Below are 20,270 nucleotides of genomic sequence, written 5' to 3' on the forward strand. Positions count from 1 at the left end.
TCGGTATCAGACACCATTATGACAGGGATATGAAGGGGCTGGCGGCATCGACGCCGGAACGTTGCGATAAGGTTCCGGCGTCGTTTGGCGATTATCCGGCGAAGGACCTATCTCTCGGTGGGCAACAATGCGGTGAAGTGCGAAATCCAGCCATTTTCATCGGTGCCGCCGGAAAAGCCCGTCGCATCCCAGATGATGTGATGCCGGTTGCTGCCGTTGTGGATGGTCACCGCGGCGGCGATGGGGGTTGGGGATCGCCATGAGAAGTTTTGGTTGGCGCCCGGCGCGAGGTTGCTGAGGGATTCAAGCTGGACATCGTCGAGGAACAGGACAGTGCTCATCTGGGTCTCATAGAGATATTCCCATCGCGCCTGCGCCAGCCCATTCGCGGCGGCAACGAGAAGGCTGCTCTGCCCCATGGGATCGGCCAGGGCCGCAAGACGCCAGGCGGCGAAGATACTGGCGATATCCCCGCCGCTGAGCCCGAGACTTGAGAGGAACTCGATGGTTTGATCATTGCCGAAAGCATTATAGCCTGCTTCACCGAAGGGCCGGATATGCTTGACGACGAAATTGCCAAGAAGTGGCATGTGTATCTCCTTTTGGACATGGACCACCTGTTCCCGGACGTTGGCGTGCAGGATAGCATGGTGGGATCTGTGGTTGATTGGGCGCCGGATAAATCCGGCAATCGATGGAAATGCGGCCGGTGTTCGGCTTAGCGGCTTAGCCAAAGGTGATGGCGACGCGGGCCGGCATGGCCAAAAACGCCTGCAGGCCGAGCCGCGTTCTGGCACCGCCCTGCCCGGCTGGCCATGGATCGAGGATATGAAGTTCCAGATCCTTGCCATTCACGGTGTAGCCATAGACGAGGTAATAGTGGTACTCCGTTCCGATTACGAAGACGCGGTTGTTATCGATCTCGTGTCTGACGATATCGGCCGTCAGGCCATTGACGAAGTGGCCGCCGGTCGTTTCGTGATCGAAGGCGTTCCACTGGCTGGAAACCAGCTGGACGATATTGCTGTTCTGATTGGCGCCGGCCTGTTCATTGATGCCGCCGGTTTGATCCAGAACCTCCGCCAGTTCCCAACGCTCGCGAACCTCGGGATCGACGGTGGCGAGTGCTGCCGTGTTGCGCCTTGCAATGACGTATTGCGTCGCCGCGGGAAGTCCGTAATAGGCCCGCACCATCTGTTCGACGGCGGCAAAGCACCAGGCGGGGGTTAGCTGGGGCACCAGGGCGGGAGAGTTGTTGACTGTTGGCATGGTCTTCTCCTTGTTGAAAATGACGGGGTACGGGTTACAGCCGGGTGCCCGTCGTTGATTACATCTGCTGGGTGTTGAGGTCTGGGTGGTGTTGGCCGTCCTGCCGGCATCTGCGCCGGCAGGACATTGCCCATGATCCCATGCCCGAGGGGACGTGTTCGGCCGGGATCATGGAGACGCTTCCTGTCGGGCCGGAACAGGAGCGGCAGGCTCTCAGGGGATCAGGCAGTTTTGCTCAGATCCTGACGATAGGCCTGCAACGACGCGATTTTTGCGTCCGCGGCGGCCTCGCGTTCGGCGACGATGGCCGAGAGCTTCTCCGCGACACCCGCCAGATAGGCCGGCAGATTGGCACTGTCGATATATCCGCCCTGCAACTTGTTGAGCTTCGACCATCCTTCGGCAAAGCTGCGGTTGAAGCGGTCGGAGACGATCACCACCGCGTGCCACTGGGCGGTTTGCCTGACGAAGAACTCGTCGACGGAGCGGATGAGCTGCGCGAAGCGGTTCTTTCGCAGCGTCTCCTGCCCGGCGACATTTTCAATGCCGGTGATCTGATGCTGGGCATCATCTGCAACCGCCTGCATGAAATCGGCGAAGCCCTTGAAGAAGAAGGCGATTTCTTCAACGATTTCCTTCATGCGTTTCAGCGCCGAAATGCTGACGTTGAGCGATTGCACCGCAAGCTTGATCTTGTCATCCTCGGCCTGCTTCCCCTTCAGCAGGGCGTTGATCCTGATGAGCTCGGCCGCCTGGGTTCGGCGTTCCTTCTCATAGGCCTCCGCCTTGTCGATCATCTGCATCTGGATTTCGCGCAGGCTGGCCGCCTGTTGCTGCTGCTCTTCGGAGAGCTTGCCCAGCCCCTTGTCCAAAGCATCGAGCGAAGCCTGCAGGCTGGAAATAACCGTTTGCTGAGCGGCGATCTTTTCTTCCTGCGCCTTGAGTTCCGCGGCACGTGCAGCCAGACGCTTGTCGAGTTCGGCAAGCTCGATGGCCTTGCTCGATTTGGGGTCCGCGCTCTCCGCGTCCTGCGCAAGCTTCGCCTTGGCGTCCTCGAGCGACTTGACATCCCCCTTCAGAGCGTCGCGTTTTTCCTCGCTCTTGCGAAGCTCGGCTTTCTTTTCGGAAAGCTCGCTCTGCTTGGCGGCCGCATCGGCCTTGCTTCCGCCGCCTGACGGGGTGCGGGAGCCGCCGCCCTGCCCCTGCCCGTCTGCATCCTGCCCGGCCTTGGACTGTCCCGAAAGCGCGCCGCCAACCGACGAGGCCAGCATGGAGGCAGGACCGCCCGCCACCATGGCGATGGCGGGAATTGCGCTTGAAATCATCTGCGCGCCGACGCGGACGATCGACATGACAAAAGCACGCTGCTCGGCCGTATTGGCCCGCTGCTCATATTCCCGGGCCTTCTTTTCGAATGCCGCAACCTGTTCCTTGAGATCGTTGACAAGCGACTCAAGCTGTTCCCGCCGTGCGTCCGCCTCCCGGATTTCCCGTTCCATCACGGCTTTATCGGCGAGGCGTTTGCTCAAGGCCGTTTCGCTCATATCCGTGGTTTGCGCCGTGTCCCTGATGATGGCGTCATAGGTTGCAGCGAGGGCAAGAAGCTCGTCTCGAACGCTGAGAGCCCTATCCCGGATATTCGTTGCGAGCTTTATCAGATCGTTGGAGACAAATGCCTTGATTTCGGCCTGATCGTTTTCTTCCCTGACATCGAGCCAGTCCGGGAAAAGATCGGCGATGGACAGGCCGATGCGGGTGGCCGCCTCCATCGCGTTCTTCATGACTATTTCGCTTTTCTGCTGGGACGTGATCAGCCTGTTCATGATAGCGCTGATGCGGACGCGAATATCGCCGTTTTCCTGCGGCGTGGTGTTATAGGCGATGTAAAGCAGATCGATCGCGTTGTCGGTGTCGCGCTTGGCGCGCTCGACATCATAGGTTCCCTGGATCTTATCGACATAAGACCGGACAAGCGCCGTATCCGACTTGGGAAGGCTGAAATTCGGTTGCGAAACGATCGCATCGACGCCGGCATCGATTGCGCTGTTGATCTGGGCGGTCCGGCTTTCGAAAGTCACGACATTGTTCATTTTCATGCTCCTGTTGATGGGTGGTTACGGAGAGTCATGGGGTTGATCGTTCACGATCCGCATTGTTTCTTCGCGTCCTCCGGCAGTCCGGCCTCGGTGGAGGAAATGAACTGCGGCACGTCTTTGGTCAGGCCGTCGATCTCGGCGGACAGCCGCGTAACCTGACGTATTTTCGCGTCGTCAGGATTGACCTCGCTCGCTTCCTTCAGAGCGCCGGTGAAGTTGCCGACCTGAATGTTGAAGTCCTGGACCTTGACGTTGATGGTGGAGATCGCCGCCTTGAGCCTGGTGATCTGCTCCTCCAGAGTTTTCACCGCCTTCTGGTTTTCCGCGTGGCTCTGCTGTGCCGCCGCAAGCTGGCGGCGATTGTTTTCGAGCTGGTTGCGAACGCCTTCAAGAGCCGCACGGGCATTGTCCAGACGCGGCTGCGCGGTGCGGTATTCCCGCTCCGCATCATTCATCCAGCCCAGCGCTTTGACCGCGGCGTCACCGGCCTGGCAAATTCCCGGCAGGAAGAAGAGGACGCCGCTGCATATTTTTACTCGCTTGGCCTGCTCGTCCATTTCCCTCCGGGCTTTTTCGAAAGTGGCCTGACGCGCCCTGACGTTCTCGCTCTCGGACTGAACCAGCTCCTCATAGCCCTTCACGCTGGTTTCGGACTGCACCACCTGCCGCTCCAGCTCGATCTGCAGGTACATGGCCTGCCCCAGCGCCTTCTCGCGGTCGGCGCTGAGCTGCTGTTGCGCCGTCAGATGTTCCATCAGGCACACGGATCGGCGGCCGAGCAGCTCGCGGCTCGCTTCCGCCTGCTCCAGTTTCGACTGGAAAGCCGCCGTCTGCTCGGCGGTGAGGGTTGCAGCGTTCGCAAGGGCCGGCTGGCCCATGGACGGGATATCGAATTGCATTGCGAAGGCCGCAAGGCCGGCAAGAACAACATGTTTAAGTTGCATCATTTCAACCTCCTCTGGAGAATTGGGGATGAATAAAAGGCATGACGGGCTCCATGCGCCGCCCGGCATCGCTGCCGACCGTGCCAGAGACATGGCAGTAACATTCGGATATCGGGTGGTTTCGGACGCATCGTCTGCAACGTCGTCAAGACCTAAAAAGCAACCATCAAAGATTGCATTCAGGGCAAATGGACGAAAGATTCCACATCCGACACTTCATTAAATTATGCAATAAAAACAGCATATAATGCTATTGTCAGCGTTACTCCCGCAAACCGTCTCAAAAGGGAACACATTTTTACGCGTCCCTTAACATTCAATTTATGAGAGTATTTTTTAATACCGCTCAACAGGGCCTCGGGGGAGTGCAACAAAATGCACGCATCTTCCGGAGCGGAACCTTTCGGCTGTCACGACTGCCCTGCGCGGCCGTCGCCAGCGAACAGAACTCACGTTTTCGAATTCGCCATAAAGTAGCGAAGAGCAAAAAACCACGGGAGAAAGGTATCCGGAAAAGCAGGCGCCCCAGCTTCAAAGACGCACCCGAAAAGGGACTTCGCCCGGCCTCGGCCGGACATGCTTCGAGAGAGGCTGGGCCTACTTGCGAACCGAATCCTGAATGACGATGCCTTTGGTGATGCTGCCGCCTATCTTTGCACCCACATATCGACCGCCTTCAAACAGGAGCAGCGCCTCGTTCGCGCGCTCGGAGACTTCGGCGCATTCGCCACCGTCATGTGCACCGTGGGCATCGCATCGGTCCATGGCGGGCAATTTACGCTGGCGGCGGTTCAGGCAGTCGTCGTTCCGCCCGGCTGGGCATCCAGCCGCAGGACACGCGCACTGATCGACTGGCTGGAACTGGAAAATACCGCGCAGCGTCACTCGCCCGGCGACGATAACCGCGAGCGGCCATGGTCGCTAAACGGCTGGATTATTTCGGCAATCGAGACGCTTGCCAGCACCTATCGCGTCGCGGCCTCGCCGTGGCAAACCCTCCCGGCAACGGAGACGCCGGCGGAAGAAGCCATCGGAACGGGCGTGCTTATCGACGGTGTGAGCTGGCTTCTGCGGCACGCGCTGGATTTGCCTTTTCTCTCAGAGGAAATGCGGATGTTCCTTGGGCATGCGCCGGGTTTCCTGATCCTGTTGGATCTACTGTCTGCCGCGAAGACAGATGCGTGCGATGGGACGGGTTGCGTGTTCTCCCGCAAGGCGACGGCGCGCGCCTATGGGGTCAGCCGCGCTCATGTCACGGCCATACTCGCCAGGGCCGAGCGGTTGAACATCTTGCAAAGAAACGGACCCAGAATAGTTCTGAGCGATCTGGCATTGCAAAACGTCCAGCGCGATCTGGCCTATCAGCTCGCCTTCGTCGTTTTATGGGCGGAGACGATGAGAACGTCTCCGCCGTCTGCCGATGCCCCGGAGAGCCTGTCCGGCCGGAATGGCTCCAGCAAGCCTCGATAGGGCTTGGCGAGCGGCGTGGCATAGGCGCCGCGCTTGGCAGTGGACAACCCCATGGACACCAGCGATTCCGCCTGCTTGACGGCCGCCGCGACACCATCGACAACCGGGACGCCGAATTCATGGCGCAGTTCGGCGGCAAGGTCCGCCATGCCGGCGCAACCGAGCACGATCGCCTCCGCCCTGTCCTCTTTCAGGGCCAGCGAGATTTCCTCGCGCAGCCTTTCACGAGCGTTCGAGGCGGGGTCTTCCAGCGACAGGACCGGAATATCGGCGGCGCGCACATTGCAGCGGGCGGACATGCCATAACGGTGGACAAGGTGTTCCAGCGGCAGCCGCGAGCGTTCCATCGTCGTGACGATGGTGAATTTCTGGGCGATGAAGGCGGTGGCGGAAACCGCCGCCTCGCAGATGCCGATAACGGGAATATCGGCGAGAGCCCGGGCCGCATCGAGCCCGGTATCGTCGAAACAGGCGATGACCGCCGCGTCGGCTCCAAGCGCCGGCGCCTTTGCCAGCTCCAGCAGCAGGCCGGGCACGGCGAAAACCTCGTCGTAATAACCTTCGATGGAGACAGGCCCCATGGACGAGGTAACGGCCAGTATGTCCGTATCGCGGCCGGCTATCCGCGTCGCGGCGTCGGCGATGGTCGCGGTCATGGATTGCGTGGTGTTGGGATTGATGACGAGAATGCGCATTTTACGTTTCTTTATCCGCGTGAATGGCGGCGATTGAGCGTGACGATCAGGCCGAGCGTGGCCGCAATCACCAGGAAGGAAAACAGGGTTGTAACAGCACCGAGCGCATAAAGCACCGGCGTCGTGACATTGGTGGTCATGCCGTAGATTTCCAGCGGCAGCGTGTTGTAGGTGCCTGACGTCATCAATGTGCGGGCGAACTCGTCATAAGAAAGCGTGAAGCCGAAGAGGCCGACGCCGATCAGGCTGGGCGCGATCATTGGCAGCACCACATGGGCGAAGGTCTGCCAGGAGGATGCACCGAGATCCCGGGCGGCTTCCTCATAGGACGGCGAAAACCGGTTGAAGACGGCCAGCATGATAAGCACGCCGAAGGGCAGCGTCCAGGTGAGATGCGCGCCGAAGGCGGACGTATACCATGACGGCTCCAGCCCGAGCTGCTGGAACAGAACGCCGATGCCGAGCGAAATGATGATCGACGGCACCACGAGGCTCGCGACCGAAAGATAGAACAACGGCGTGGCACCGATGAATTTGCGCCGGAAGGCAAGGCCCGCCAGCAGCGAGACCAGCACGGTAACGGCCATGACCATCAGCCCGAGACCGAGGGAACGGCGGAAGGAGCCGCCGAAATCGCCCACCGCCTGCTGTTCGAAAAGATTACCGAACCAGTGCAGCGAAACGCCATTCAGCGGAAAAGTCAGGCCGCCATTCGGTCCCTGAAAAGCGAGGATGAGGATGGCCGACAGCGGGCCGTAAAGGAACAGCACGAAGAGGGCGAAAAAGAAGGCGAGGATGTAGAATTCGCGGCCGCGTTTTTCCTGATGCATGGGATTAGAGCTCCTTGCGGATATCAACGATGCGCAGGATGCCCGCGACCATCAGCAGAACGAGAATGAGCAGAATGACGGCGTTTGCGGCGGCCGCCGGATATTGCAGCAGCGACATCTGGTTCTTCATCATCAACGCCACGGAAGCGCTTTGCCCGCCGGACATGACCTGAACCGTCGAAAAATCCGCCATCACCAGCGTCACGACAAAGATGCTGCCGATGGCCATGCCGGGTTTGGCAAGGGGAATGATGACGTTCCAGAGTGTCTGCCAGCCCGTTGCACCGGCGTCACGCGCCGCCTCGATCAGCGATTTGTCGATGCGCATCAGCGTATTGAAGATCGGCGTGACCATGAACAGCGTATAAAGATGCACCATGGCCAGCACCACGGCGAAATCCGAATAAAGCAGCCACTCAATCGGCGCGGGCACGATGCCGGCGCTAACCAGCGTGCTGTTGACCAGCCCGTTGCGCCCGAGAACGGGTATCCAAGAGATCATGCGGATGATGTTCGATGTCAGGAACGGCACGGTGCAGATGAGGAAGAGCACCATCTGCATGGTGGTGGTACGAATGTGAAAAGCGAGGAAATAGGCGACCCAGAAACCGCAGAACAGCGTGATGGCCCAGACGACGGCGGCATATTTCAGCGTGTTGAGATAGGTCTGCCAGGTGACCCACGAGCCGAGCGTTTCCAGATAGTTGAAGGTCACGAAATCGGGATACATCTGGGCGAAGTCATAGTCCCAGAAGCTGACGACGGCGATCATGAGGATCGGCAGAGCCAGGAAAAAGCCGAGGATCAGCAAAAGCGGAGCGGCCTGCACATAGGATACGAGCTTTTGCGGCAGCGCGAAGCTGCGGGGCGGCCTGTCCTTTTTGTCGCTGACGCCGATGAGTCTGACCGTCACCATGGTGGAGCCTTTCGCTGGATTTAGAGATGCACCGGCATTGGCCGCCGATAAGACTATTTACGAGGCTCCCTCCACCCTCCCGTCATCCTCGGGCTTGACCCGAGGATCCACAACCCGGCGTGACCATGGATCCTCGGGACAAGCCCGAGGATGACGGCGGAGAGGTTTGAACGCTCTGTCGTTCTCAAAACCGGCGGCCTTCACCGCCGGCTTCGTCCTTCAAAAACATCAGGCCGCGATGAATTCGTTCCAGCGACGAACCATGTAGCGGTCCTCGTCCATGACGGAGTTCCAGCATGCGACCTTGCCCATGCGCTCCTCGAAGGAGCCGCCATCGCGCACCGCGCCGGCCTTTTCCATGACCTTGCCGTCGGGCGCGATAATATCGCCCTGCGCCGGCTTGCCTTCGACCCAGTAGCCCCACTCGTCGGCGGTCATGTGCTCCTTGGCCGTTTCCATGGCGGCGGAATAATAACCCTGACGGTTGAGGTAAGCGCCGACCCAGCCGGAGGTGTACCAGTTGATATATTCATAGGCCGCATCGAGTTTCGCGCCCGAGAGGTGCTTGGCAAGGCCAAGACCGCCGCCCCAGGAGCGATAACCTTCCTTCAGCGGCTGGTATTTGCAGGCGATGCCCTTGGAACGGACCGCGGCGACGGCGGGCGACCACATGGACTGGATGATGACTTCTCCCGACGCCATGAGGTTGACGCTTTCGTCGAAGCTCTTCCAGAAGGCGCGGAACTGGCCGTCCTTCTTCGCCTTGATGAGGAAGTCGATGGTCTTGTCGATCTCCTCCTTGGTCATGTTGCCCTTGTCGGCATATTTGATGTTGCCCATGGCTTCCATGATCATCGCCGCATCCATGATGCCGATGGAGGGGATGTTGAGAATGGAGGTCTTGCCCTTGAACTTCGGGTCCATGATATCGGCCCAGCTGGAGATATCGCGGCCGACGAGATCGGGGCGGATGCCGAGCGTATCGGCATTATAGATGGTCGGGACCATGGTGAAATAATCGGTCTCGCCCTTCGCAAATGTCTTGTCGCCGGGCTTTTCGACGAAACCGACGGTGTGCGGGGCCGTGCCCTGCGCCACGACGCTGTCCGGCTTCAGCTTGCCGTTTTTGAACAGCGGCACGATCTTGTCGTAATATTTCAGCTTCTTGATTTCCATCGGCTGGATGACGCCGGCCGGATAGACCTTCTTCAGGATCCAGTATTCGATATCGGCGATGTCGTAAGAATTCGGCTGGGTGACGGCGCGCTGAGCGGCGGCATCCGAATCCGTCGCCGTCATTTCGAGCGTGATGCCGAGATCGGCCTTGCACTTTTCGGCAATGGCGTTGAGGTTCGACACACCGGTGCCGAACTGGCGAATGGTGATCGGGTTCTGCGCCCAGATGGTCGGGAAGCCGGTGATGAGGCCGGAGCCGATTGCCGCGCCCGTGGCGGCAGCGCCCGCCTTCAGGAGGCCGCGGCGGGACAGGCCCTTTTTGCTGTTGGTGGTATCTGTCATTTCAAAGTTCTCCTCTGGTTATTTTTGGGGTCACTTCTCTACCCGGCCGAGCACGATGGCATCGGCCGCATTCCATGAAAGCGGTATGGCGTCTCCGGTCCTGACCGGGTTTTCGAAGAAGGCGGCATCGCTGAGGATGACGTTGAAATCCTCGATGCCCGCGCCGGTTACGGCGATCTTCACACTTGCGCCGCGATATTCGACATTCGAGACGATGCCGGTGAAACCGAGGCCCGGCTGCTGCGCCTCCCCGACGCGGACGCGGTCGGTGCGCACGGCGATATCGACCGCGCCGTCATCCGGGGCGACGCCGCTTGCGGTGAAAATACCGCCGCCCGCCACTTCGAGCGTGACGAGATCGTCCGTTTTTTCCCGGAAACGCCCGGGAATGACATTGTGGTCACCCATGAAGCGGGCAACGAAGGCGGTGGCGGGACGCTCGAACACCTCGCGCGGCGTGGCCGCCTGTTCGATGCGGCCGTCATTCATGACGACGATGATATCGGCCAGCGCCATGGCCTCTTCCTGGCTGTGGGTGACGTGGACGAAGGTGATGCCGAGCGAGGTCTGCAGCTTCTTCAGCTCGGCGCGCATGCGGATCTTGAGAAACGGATCGAGCGCCGAAAGCGGCTCGTCCAGCAGCAGCGCCTCGGGATCGGTAATCAGCGCACGCGCCAGCGCCACGCGCTGCTGCTGCCCGCCGGAAAGCTGGGCCGGACGGCGGCTGGCATAGGGTTCGAGCTGCATCAGCCGCAGCATTTCGAGCGCCTTCGCCCGGCGAGTTTCCTTGTCCATGCCCTTCATCTTGAGGCTGAAGGCGACATTGTCGACGAGATCGAGGTGCGGAAACAGCGCATAGGACTGGAACATCATCGCCGTACCGCGCCGGGCGGGCGGCAGATCGGTGACGACTGTATTGCCTAGCCGGACGTCGCCGCTGGAGATGCTTTCGTGGCCGGCAATCATCCGCAATGTCGAGGTCTTGCCGCAGCCCGACGGGCCGAGCAGGCAGCAATAGCTCCCGGCCGGAATCTTGAGGCTTATCGCATGCACGGCGGTGGTGTTGCCGTAAATCTTGGATACGGACGCGATGTCGATTGCTGCGGCTTTGCTCATAAACACTCTCCTGCGACGTCCTTGTCATGCAGGAGGCGTGCCAATCGGCTTAGCCATTGATGTAAAATGATATTTTTCTGCGCTTCGTAAAGCCTTGCGCAGACCTGCCCAATTTTACAGCGATTGTTTTCGATTCATTGCAGAAATTGTATGCAATCTGAAAGCCCGAAATGCCCCGCGCTTCACCCGGCCTTGAACCGGTCGAAAGCGGTGAGATATTTGACCGTCGGATCGGCGTCCCAGCGGTAGATTTCGGTCCGCAGGAAATGCAGTTCCTCTTCGAGCTTTTCCTCCGGCAGTTCTACCCACCAGGATTTCGGCCGGCCATCGGAACCGTCCGACCAGCGATAACCCCGCTTTTTCAGATGATCCTTCATGTCGAACGGGCTGTTTTCCGCGTAGAGGCGCACCCTTGAGCGCCGGCTCGCCTCATGGAGTTCGGCAAAGGGCGTGCTGCTCTGGCCGGGGCGCGTCTGCTCCAGCACTTCCAACAGGGCGAAACAATCGTCCACGGCGCGATGGCCATCGTGGAAATAGCCGGATTGCCCGATCAGATAACCGAGCTTGTTGCCCTCGAAACCACGCGCGCGCCAGTCTATTTCCGAAACGGAGCAGGCCCATGCCTTGTCGCGGAAGATCGGCGAGAAGGCCTCGCAAAAGGGGCGGTCGAAACCGGCATTGTGGGCGATGATCAGATCGGCATGGGCAATGAGGGAGGTCAGCCGGTCCATGTCTATCGACTGTCCCGCGACCATCTCGTCGGTAATACCGGTCAGGCGGGTGATTTCTTCGGGAATGGCGATACCCGGCTGTCGCAACCCGCCATAGATGCCGGTGACATCGCCGAGTGTGCCGTTATCGTCGAATGTGAAGGCGATGACGCCGATTTCGATGATCTCGTCGGTGCGATGGTCGAGACCCGTCGTTTCCGTATCGAGGATCACGCCCTGACGGGCGAATTCCGGCCTCGGCCGATCGACGACCGCGCGCGGCTGCAGCCGGCGCAGGACACGATAATTACCGGTGGATTCAAGATGTGCAGCAAGGGCCTCATCGTCCGTACCGGTCTTTTGGGCCGTTTCGCGACCACCGGCTTTTCGCCCTCTTTCAGCCTGCGGAAGCCGCGCTGCCGCGGGTGCGAAAAAATCCAACTGGGAGGTCATTATGCGCCTGTCCGCCTTGCCCGGAAATCAAGATTGAGTATTCCAACATATGCGCACAGGCTCACAGTAACAACAGCGGTCGCTCTCATCCACAGAAACGGCATATCTCACGGGGTACAGTTAAGGGTTGCGGCTTCAATTTACGATGGTAAAAAAAGCGCACCGTTCCCGTGTTTCAGGAGAGAAGAAGAATGCCGCTTCCATCGCCTTCCAACCCGAAAACGCTCGCTGACCAGAGCCGGCTGAAGCTGTTTCCGCTGCAAAGCGGGCCGCATTTCGCCAATGCAGGCCTTACCAACGGGGCAAGCGGCATTGTCTTTACGGGCTATACGCGCGATGCGAGCCTCGACAATGAGGCCTTCTCCTGCTGTGGCAGTTACACCCTGCGCAATTCCGTCCACGCCGCGATTGCCGGCACGACCAGCGACAATTGCACGGTCTTTGCCCTGAAGAGCATCATCAACCAGCGCCCGTGCCTCGCGGTTGGGAAGTTCGACCCGGATGGCAAGCCGCTGGCATTGTCGAAGTCGGAATTCGAAGAGGTCACCAAACCCCTGTTCCAGTTCGCGGACAAGGTTTCGCCGATCCTCGGCAGCGAACCGGCGCCGGGCATTCAGATCCGCAGCGGCGACGCTTCCTATAATTATCAGGTGGACGCACGCAGCGGCCGCTTCCGCTTCACCTATAAGGACGCCATGAACGGCGGTCGTTTCGGACCTTCGGCCGACGGCAATTTTTCCCTGGAACATGACGGCCATCGGCTCGCCAGAATAAGCGCCGGAGGCAGCTATAGCAGTTCGGACAATTCGATTGCCGCCTCGGCCTATCGCGACCTCGAATCCCGCGGCTTCGAAACGACGGTGCGCAGCGGCCAGGCTTCCGCCATGTTCGGAAGAACCTACACGGAAAGCGCCATTACCCGCAAAATCGGCGTCGGTTACGGCGACACCTCGTTCCGGCGCGAGGATACGCCGGGAGGAACCATCAAGGAAACCCTTGGGCACAAGCTGGATAAGGTCACGCTTGAAGTCTCCCGCACGCGTGACCGGGCGAAGGGCACCGAATATATGCTGACCATCAAGATGGAGCTTTGAGGCTTCGGCAAGCGGAGCGGCCGCGACAGCAGGTCCTCAGGAGGCCTGCCTGTCGAGAAGGTTTTCGCAATTGGCCGGATTGCCAATGATCTCGCTCGTCCTGACGATGGAGGCGGCATCCGCGGTTATCTTTATGATGCAGTCGCGGCGATGTTCCTTGATCTTCATGCCCTCGGTTTCCGAGACCTGCGCCTGCCCGTCGACGGTCTTGACTTCGCGCCTGTTGCTGAGACCGGCATAGGTCTCCCTATCGACTTTCAGCCAGTAGGATTCGGTTTCGCCGTTTTCGATGATGACCTTGTTCGGGCGGCCGAGTCGGGCGATTGCGGCCTCGCGCGGTTGGCCCACGAAACCTGCGACAGTGCGGGAAATCTCCGTCTCGCCGGCGCTGGTGCACGCCGCAACGACGACCAGCACGGCCGCCAGACATCCTCTTTCAAGCCATCTCATTTCCAGATCATTCCCTATAAAACGTCGCTGGCCCCAGTTGTCGGCCAGCGTCCGGGGGCAAATCTAGGCACGATTATTTTGCACGGAAAGATGGAGCGGCCGCAAAGCCGATCAACTTCTTATGATCAGCCCTGTCGCGGGAAGACGATTTACCGGTCCGGCGCGCGCCGCTTTTACCTGTTGCGGAACACGGTGCAGGGAACGCCCGCCCGTCGGATATCCCCACAAAGTGCATTGGCTTCGGCTCTGGTTTCCCGGCCGATACGGGCGGCATAACGCGGCCGCGAACCGAAATTCCCGCCCCGCTGCCGCACGATCAAAGCCCGCTCGGCATTCAGCGGCTCCGAAAGCTGCAGGATCGCCCGGGTGAAAAGCCGGTTCGCCACGGCCGGATTATAATGCGCGGCAAGCTGCACGCCCCAGGGCGCCCAGTCGGCCGATGCAATGAGAACGGGATCGTTCATGGTGCGGGTGTCGGCGAGACGCACGCAGGCATCGAGAAAGGAGCGGTTGTCATCCAGCGCCGGTGCCGCCTTTTCCGGCGGATTGTCCTTCCATATCTCCACCGGATAACCGGTGATCGCGAACACATAATCGCGGGTTTCGGTGGGCAGGCGACCGTTGGCGATGAAGTTCCGCAAGCCCGCCTCCCCCGCATTGTAAGCTGCGGCGGCAAGGCCGAAATTGCCGAACTGCACGTTCAATTCGGAGAGATAACGGGAAGACGCCTCAAGCGCGGCGATGATGTTGAAACTGTCTTCGAGACCGCGCAACCGCGCCGTTCCCGGCATGAACTGGGCAATGCCCTCCGCCCCCTTCGGACTGACCGCATTGGGCCGGAACAGGCTTTCCCGCCAGATCAGCCGGGCGAAATAATCCGGCGGAACGGCATGGCGGGCGGCGAGCACCTCGATGGCATGGCAAAGATCGTTATTGTAACTGCCGGCATTGATGCACAGGTCCGGCGCGACATCATGGGTATAGGCGCAGGCGGCTTTTTCCCCGGCGGGCTCTTCGGCTTGCGCCGCGCCGAAGGCTGCGGTCAGCAGACACAGGGCAAGAGCCATGCGGCTTGTCGATATCCCTGCCAAGCGAAAGTCCCCGAAAACTCCAGACGCGATCTGCCGATTATCGGCCAATCCGGAAGATATGCCCAGCTTTCCGGCTTGTCATCACGTATCGAACATCGAATGGACTGGCACCATCGGATGGGGCGAGGACGGCGGGCAGTCCCTTTCAGGTCAGTAATGGAGGGTCAACATTCTCTCGACGTCATCCTCCGCCCTGTGCCACTGCTGTCCGGTTTAATTTCCGGACGGCCCGCAGCCCCTTTCAAGTCAGTCGTGAGGACCAACATTCTCTCGGCGTCATCCTCGGCCCTGTGCCGAGGATCTAATCACGTCGAATAAAATCAATACGTTGCAGATCCTCGGGACAGGCCCGAGGATGACGTCGGCGTGACTGGCTAGACTTGCCTTCCCATCTGACGACGCTGCCTTCTTCGAGAAATTTAAACCGGACGACAGTGGCACAGTGCCGATGATGAGAGAATATGGGCTCACCACCGGCTTCAAAGCAACTGAGGCCTCACTCTAGAAGTCCTGCCACTCCTCATGCTTGACGGCAACAGCAGCGGAACCGCGCGCCGCAAGCGGGCGGGATGCGCTGCGATGCGAACTCACCGGCGCGGATTGCTGCTCGAAGCCGCTGCGCGCAGAGGCGGAGGAGCGCGGAGCGTCCTCGAACCGGAATTGCCCGAGAAGCTCGAACAGGGCCGCCGCTTCCCGCGCAAGGCTGTGGCTTGCGGCGGTCTGCTCCTCGACCATGGCGGCGTTCTGCTGGGTGCCCTGATCGACGGTGTTGACCGCCTGATTGATTTCCGCAAGCGCCGTGGACTGTTCGCGCGCGGCATCGACAATCGCAACGACATTGGTGTTGATATCCCGCACCTGCTCGGCGATTTCCTGCAGGGCCGAACCCGCCCTGGTGACGAGGCCGACGCCGTTTTCCACCTGCGCGCCGGATGCATTGATCAGGCTCTTGATTTCCTTGGCGGCCGTTGCGGAACGCTGCGCAAGTTCGCGAACCTCCTGCGCAACCACGGCAAAACCCTTGCCCGCCTCACCCGCGCGGGCGGCTTCCACGCCTGCATTCAGTGCCAGAAGATTGGTCTGGAAGGCGATTTCGTCGATCACGCCGATAATGTTGGAAATCTCCCGCGATGATTTTTCGATCTGGTCCATGGCGCCGATCGCATCGCGCACCACCTGGCCAGAATGTTCCGCATGGTCACGGGCGCGGGCGACGATCTTGCCGGCCTCTTCGGCGCGGCGGCTCGAATCGTTGACGGCGGTGGTGATTTCTTCGAGCGCGGCTGCCGTCTCCTCGATGGAGGCGGCCTGCTGCTCCGTGCGTCTGGCGAGATCGTCGGCAGCGGACCTGATCTCGTTGGAACCGGACGAAATGGCGCCGGCATTTTCAGACACCAGCGTCATGGCCCTTTTCAGCTTTTCCGAAGCCGCGTTGAAATCCGTGCGCAATCTTTCAAGCGAAGGGATGAAGGGTTTGTCGATGCTCTGGGCAAGATCGCCCTCGGCCAGATCGGTGAGGCACTGCGCCAGCTTTTCGACGTTTTCGACGCGGCCGGTCACGTCGGTCGCGAATTTGACGACCTTGAACACCTTGCCGTTAAGATCGAAGATCGGGTTATAGGACGCCTGAATGAAGACCTTGCGGCCGCCCTTGCCGAGCCGCATGAACTCATCCGCCACGAGATCGCCGCCGGCCAGCCTTTCCCAGAACTGCTTATATTGCGGCGACTGCGTATAAGCCGGTTCGCAGAACATGGAATGGTGCCTGCCCTGCACTTCCGCCAGCGAATAACCGAGAGCGGCGAGAAAATTCTCGTTTGCGGTCAAAACCTCGCCGTTCGGGGAGAATTCGATGATGGCCTGCGCTCGTGACAGGGCGTCGATCTTGCCCGCATCTTCCGCCGCCTTCAGCTTGCGGTCGGTAATATCGGTGGCGATCTTGACCACCTTCACCGGCTTGCCGCGACGAAACACCGGATTGTACGACGCCTCGATCCAGACTTCCCGGCCGCCCTTGCCGATACGCTTATATTGCCGCTGATCGAACTGGCCGGCCGAAAGCTTGGACCAGAAGGCCTTGTAATCCTGCGAGGACACGACCGCAGGTTCCACGAACATGCTGTGGTGCCTGCCGACGATTTCCGAAAGCTCATAACCGAGCGCCCGGCAGAAATTCTCGTTGGCGTTGAGAATTTTTCCCGAAAGATCGAATTCGATTATGGCCTGGGATTTGGAAAGCGCGGCGAGAACCGCAAAAGCATTGGCACCACGATCAAGAATACTCACGCGCGTTTCTCCGATGGAAAGGGATGATTCCTATTCAAAATCATTCGTGAATATTATGATTACATTATTAAATAATATTTAAGGATAAAGTTGATGTTCGTCATCTGAAGTTGCAGATACCGTGACAGTGTGTTGCCTGCCGGTTTTTCTCGCCGCCGTTTTTTTGGGAACGTTCGGCGCATGGTCGCATTCTATACCGAATGGGGAACCGGCAATGGCCGGCGAATTTCCGCGCCGGCTCGATGACGATTTCAATTTGGGAGGAACACACAAATGGAAAAGAACACGATCTGTATCTGGTACGACAAGGATGCCGAGGCCGCGGCCAGATTTTATGCCGAAACCTTTCCGGATAGCGCGGTAACCGGCGTTCACCATGCGCCGAGCGACTATCCCTCCGGCAAGAAGGGAGACGTGCTGACGGTGCAGTTCACCGTGGCGGGCGTTTCCTGCATCGGCCTCAATGGCGGGCCGGTCTTCAAGCAGAGCGAGGCTTTCTCGTTCCAGATATCGACCGAAGATCAGGAAGAAACCGACCGTTACTGGAACGCCATCGTCGGCAATGGCGGTGAGGAAAGCGCCTGCGGCTGGTGCAAGGACAAGTGGGGCGTTTCCTGGCAGATCACGCCGCGCGTGCTGATGGACGCCATGGCCGCCGGCGGCGCGGAGGCCAAACGCGCCTTCGACGCGATGATGGACATGAAGAAAATCGATGTCGCCGCCATCGAGGCTGCACGTCGCGGTTGACTGGCGAAAGCTGTTCAGCAGCAGGTAGCGAGGCGGGCCAAAAACAGGAAGATACTGATAAATAATTCTAAATTCCGATTTTCCGTATTTATCGCACTTTTTTCGCCGCGCAGAATGGGCTGCGCGGCCAGTCATCATAAAACGTTCAACAAACTGTAAGCCATCCGTCAAAGACGGCTGTTAGCAGAGCCTCCGTGGCTTCGTGCCGGGGACTTGGAGTCCTTGCCGAGCAGGCCATCATTCCAGCAACGGGGCTCAACTCATGAAATCTTCCGCTCTGACTTCCTTCGTGGCCGGCGTCGCCATCGCCGCCGCCTTCGGCGCCACGGCCGCCCAGGCAGAAAAGACCAAGTTCGAATTATGGCACGGCCTTTCCGGCGATCTCGGCGACCGCGTGCAGGACACCTGCAAGAAGTTCAACGAATCCCAGGCCGAATTCGAAATCGTCTGCACCTCGCAAAACGATTACGAATCCACCCTGCAGAACACCATTGCCGCCTATCGCGCCAAGAAGCAGCCCGCCATCACCCAGATTTATGACGCCGGCACGCTGGACATGATGCTGTCCAAGGCTTTCGTTCCCGCCAAGAAGCTGATGGCCGACAATGGCTACAAGATCGACTGGAACAATTATTTCCCCGGCATCGCCAATTACTACGCCACGGCCGCCGGCGAGCTGAACTCCTTCCCCTACAATTCCTCCACCGCCGTCATGTATTACAATGTCAGCGCGTTCGAGAAGGCCGGCATCACCTTCAAGCCGGACACCTGGGAACAGGTCGAGGAAGCCGCAAGGAAGCTCAAGGCCGCCGGTTTCGAATGCCCGATGGCGTTCAACTTCGACACCTGGATGTTCATGGAGCAGTTCTCGGCCATCCATAACCAGCCCATCGCCACCAAGGGCAACGGCTATCAGGGCCTCGACGCCGAACTCACGGTCAACAAGACGAAATTCGTCGATCACGTGAAATTCTTCAAGAAGATGCAGGACGAGAAGCTGTTCGTCGTCAAGACCAAGCAGCTCGGCATGGATCTCCTGCCCGCCTTCACCTCGCAGACCTGCCAGATTTTCACCGGCTCGATCGCCAGCCACGGCTCGGTCGGCAAGGGCATGCCGGAAGGTGTCAAGTGGGACGTCGCCATGCTGCCGGTCTGGAAGGGCACCGCACGCCAGAACTCGCTCGTCGGCGGCGCTTCGCTGTGGGTCATGGCCGGTCGTCCGGAAGCCGAATACAAGGGCGCTGCCGCGTTCCTGAACTTCATCGCCCAGCCTGACATGGTTGAGTGGTGGTCCACCGTCACCGGCTACATCCCGGTCACCAAGACCGGCTACGACGCCATGAAGGCCAAGGGCTTTTACGACAAGGCCCCCTATAAGGGCCGTGAAAAGGCCATCGAAAGCCTGACGTTTACGCCGCCTTCCGAATATACCCGCGGCATCCGCCTCGGCAACTTCACGCAGATCCGCAAGGAACTCTCGACCTCGCTCGAAGCCATCTTCATGCAGAACGCCGACGTCCAGGCCGAACTCGACAAGGCCGTCGAGCGCGCCAACACCGGCCTGCGCCGCTTCGAAAAGACCTATGAAGGCGCCAAGCTGAACTAAGCGTTCTTTCATCGCCGTCAAAGGCCTGTCCGGACAGTCGTTCGGGCAGGCCCGCCGAAATCTCGAACCCTGCCGGACTCCAATGGAAAAGCGTACCGTCTTCAAAAGCACATGGCTGCCTGTGCTCTTCGCCCTGCCGCAGTTTCTGCTTATCCTTCTGTTCTTCTATTGGCCGGTCGCGGCGGTGCTGAACTGGGCATTCACGCTGGAGCCGCCCTTCGGCGGCCAGGCGGAATTCGTCGGTTTAGCCAATTTCATCGAAACCTTCGGCGATCCGCTTTATTGGCAGTCGATCCTCACCAGCCTGATCTTTGCGGTCGCCGGTCCGTTTTTCGCGATCCTCATCGGCCTCGTGCTCGCCCTTGCGGTCGATCGCCAGCTTCCCGGCTCCGGCTTTTTCCGGGTGCTTTATATCCTGCCCTATGCGATTGCCGGTCCCGCCGCCGGCATGGCCTTCCGCTTCATCCTGTCGCCGGAACGCGGCATCGCCGCATCGCTGAATTCCTGGTGGCCCGATATCTGGAACCCGGCCAAATACGGCGAGCACGCGCTCATCCTCGTCATCGTCATCTTCATCTGGAAATGGGCGGGTTACACCTTCATCTTCCTGTTCGCCGGCCTGCAATCCGTGCCGCGTTCGCTGACGGAGGCCGCCGCCATGGACGGTTCCGGGCCCATTCGCCGCGCCATCGACATTCAGGTGCCGCTGCTGGCACCGACCCTGTTCTTCCTCACCGTCATCATGATGACCGAGGGTTTCGTCGGCGCCGATACGTTCGGCATCGTCGCCTCCACCACCGAGGGCGGCCCGAACCACGCCACCGAAGTGATGGTCTACCGCATCGTCAGCGAGGCCTTCGAGGGGCTGAATTATTCCGGCGCCTCGGCGCAGAGCCTCGTCCTCATCGGCCTCATCATGGTCTTCACCTTCATCCAGTTCCGCTTCGTCGAGCGGCAAGTCCATTACAAGTGAGGCGGC

Annotated in this window: 18 protein-coding genes; 5 read left to right on the forward strand and 13 right to left on the reverse strand. The window is 59.8% G+C overall.

From position 1 onward, the window contains the following. Positions 1-107: 107 nt before the first annotated feature. From ACQZ60_RS17350 to ACQZ60_RS17365, 4 genes are all read right to left on the reverse strand, one after another. Entirely contained in the window at positions 108-590 is a 483-nt protein-coding gene (locus ACQZ60_RS17350) for a hypothetical protein (RefSeq protein ID WP_448735743.1), read from the reverse strand. A gap of 136 nt (positions 591-726) precedes the next feature. Next, entirely contained in the window at positions 727-1,269 is a 543-nt protein-coding gene (locus ACQZ60_RS17355) for a hypothetical protein (RefSeq protein ID WP_448735744.1), read from the reverse strand. Between the two features lie 221 nt (positions 1,270-1,490). After that, a complete protein-coding gene (locus tag ACQZ60_RS17360) occupies positions 1,491-3,359 on the reverse strand; it encodes a tyrosyl-tRNA deacylase (RefSeq protein ID WP_448735745.1) in 1,869 nt (622 codons plus the stop codon). Positions 3,360-3,409: 50 nt separating this feature from the next. Next, a complete protein-coding gene (locus tag ACQZ60_RS17365; protein WP_448735746.1) occupies positions 3,410-4,312 on the reverse strand; it encodes a hypothetical protein in 903 nt (300 codons plus the stop codon). A 573-nt stretch (positions 4,313-4,885) separates the two neighbouring features. Between ACQZ60_RS17365 and ACQZ60_RS17370 the strand changes: the two genes are divergently transcribed. Then, entirely contained in the window at positions 4,886-5,779 is an 894-nt protein-coding gene (locus ACQZ60_RS17370) for a hypothetical protein (RefSeq protein WP_448735747.1), read from the forward strand. Here the strand turns inward: ACQZ60_RS17370 and ACQZ60_RS17375 are convergent. The 6 genes from ACQZ60_RS17375 to ACQZ60_RS17400 all read right to left on the reverse strand — a co-directional run bounded on the left by ACQZ60_RS17375 (position 5,671) and on the right by ACQZ60_RS17400 (position 12,017). Next, a complete protein-coding gene (locus ACQZ60_RS17375) occupies positions 5,671-6,474 on the reverse strand; it encodes an aspartate/glutamate racemase family protein (protein ID WP_448735748.1) in 804 nt (267 codons plus the stop codon). The two genes, ACQZ60_RS17370 and ACQZ60_RS17375, sit on opposite strands and share 109 nt — an antisense overlap. Before the next feature lie 11 nt (positions 6,475-6,485). Beyond that, positions 6,486-7,304 (reverse strand): ABC transporter permease, encoded by an 819-nt coding sequence (locus ACQZ60_RS17380; protein ID WP_059758750.1) that lies wholly within the window; start codon positions 7,302-7,304, stop codon positions 6,486-6,488. Positions 7,305-7,308: 4 nt separating this feature from the next. Then, entirely contained in the window at positions 7,309-8,220 is a 912-nt protein-coding gene (locus tag ACQZ60_RS17385; protein ID WP_020811720.1) for an ABC transporter permease, read from the reverse strand. Between the two features lie 228 nt (positions 8,221-8,448). Continuing rightward, positions 8,449-9,738 carry an ABC transporter substrate-binding protein gene (locus tag ACQZ60_RS17390; RefSeq protein WP_059758747.1) on the reverse strand — a complete coding sequence of 430 codons (1,290 nt, stop codon included), beginning with the start codon at positions 9,736-9,738 and terminating at the stop codon, positions 8,449-8,451. A gap of 30 nt (positions 9,739-9,768) precedes the next feature. Then, entirely contained in the window at positions 9,769-10,854 is a 1,086-nt protein-coding gene (locus ACQZ60_RS17395; RefSeq protein WP_448735749.1) for an ABC transporter ATP-binding protein, read from the reverse strand. A 182-nt stretch (positions 10,855-11,036) separates the two neighbouring features. Continuing rightward, positions 11,037-12,017, reverse strand: coding sequence for a 3'-5' exonuclease (locus ACQZ60_RS17400; protein ID WP_448735750.1), 981 nt, complete (start codon positions 12,015-12,017; stop codon positions 11,037-11,039). A gap of 191 nt (positions 12,018-12,208) precedes the next feature. On the opposite strand from ACQZ60_RS17400, the gene ACQZ60_RS17405 reads away from it, so the two are divergent. Then, positions 12,209-13,111 carry a hypothetical protein gene (locus tag ACQZ60_RS17405; protein ID WP_004432885.1) on the forward strand — a complete coding sequence of 301 codons (903 nt, stop codon included), beginning with the start codon at positions 12,209-12,211 and terminating at the stop codon, positions 13,109-13,111. Positions 13,112-13,147: 36 nt separating this feature from the next. Here ACQZ60_RS17405 and ACQZ60_RS17410 read toward each other — a convergent pair whose 3' ends face one another. The 3 genes from ACQZ60_RS17410 to ACQZ60_RS17420 all read right to left on the reverse strand — a co-directional run bounded on the left by ACQZ60_RS17410 (position 13,148) and on the right by ACQZ60_RS17420 (position 16,938). Continuing rightward, complete coding sequence (locus tag ACQZ60_RS17410) at positions 13,148-13,561, reverse strand: hypothetical protein (protein ID WP_174057609.1); 414 nt, start codon at positions 13,559-13,561, stop codon at positions 13,148-13,150. 173 nt (positions 13,562-13,734) lie between these two features. Next, on the reverse strand, positions 13,735-14,628 hold the full coding sequence (locus ACQZ60_RS17415) for a lytic transglycosylase domain-containing protein (RefSeq protein ID WP_304983375.1): 894 nt from the start codon (positions 14,626-14,628) through the stop codon (positions 13,735-13,737). Between the two features lie 525 nt (positions 14,629-15,153). Beyond that, positions 15,154-16,938, reverse strand: a complete 1,785-nt coding sequence (locus ACQZ60_RS17420) for a methyl-accepting chemotaxis protein (protein ID WP_174023460.1) — start codon at positions 16,936-16,938, stop codon at positions 15,154-15,156. 273 nt (positions 16,939-17,211) lie between these two features. Here ACQZ60_RS17420 and ACQZ60_RS17425 point away from each other — a divergent pair, with 273 nt between their 5' ends. From ACQZ60_RS17425 to ACQZ60_RS17435, 3 genes are all read left to right on the forward strand, one after another. Continuing rightward, complete coding sequence (locus ACQZ60_RS17425; protein WP_004432877.1) at positions 17,212-17,685, forward strand: VOC family protein; 474 nt, start codon at positions 17,212-17,214, stop codon at positions 17,683-17,685. Between the two features lie 262 nt (positions 17,686-17,947). Then, positions 17,948-19,291 carry an extracellular solute-binding protein gene (locus tag ACQZ60_RS17430; RefSeq protein ID WP_448735751.1) on the forward strand — a complete coding sequence of 448 codons (1,344 nt, stop codon included), beginning with the start codon at positions 17,948-17,950 and terminating at the stop codon, positions 19,289-19,291. Between the two features lie 82 nt (positions 19,292-19,373). Then, complete coding sequence (locus tag ACQZ60_RS17435) at positions 19,374-20,264, forward strand: carbohydrate ABC transporter permease (RefSeq protein ID WP_020811712.1); 891 nt, start codon at positions 19,374-19,376, stop codon at positions 20,262-20,264. Positions 20,265-20,270 lie beyond the last annotated feature (6 nt).

The organism is Agrobacterium sp. 22-223-1, from assembly GCF_053522385.1.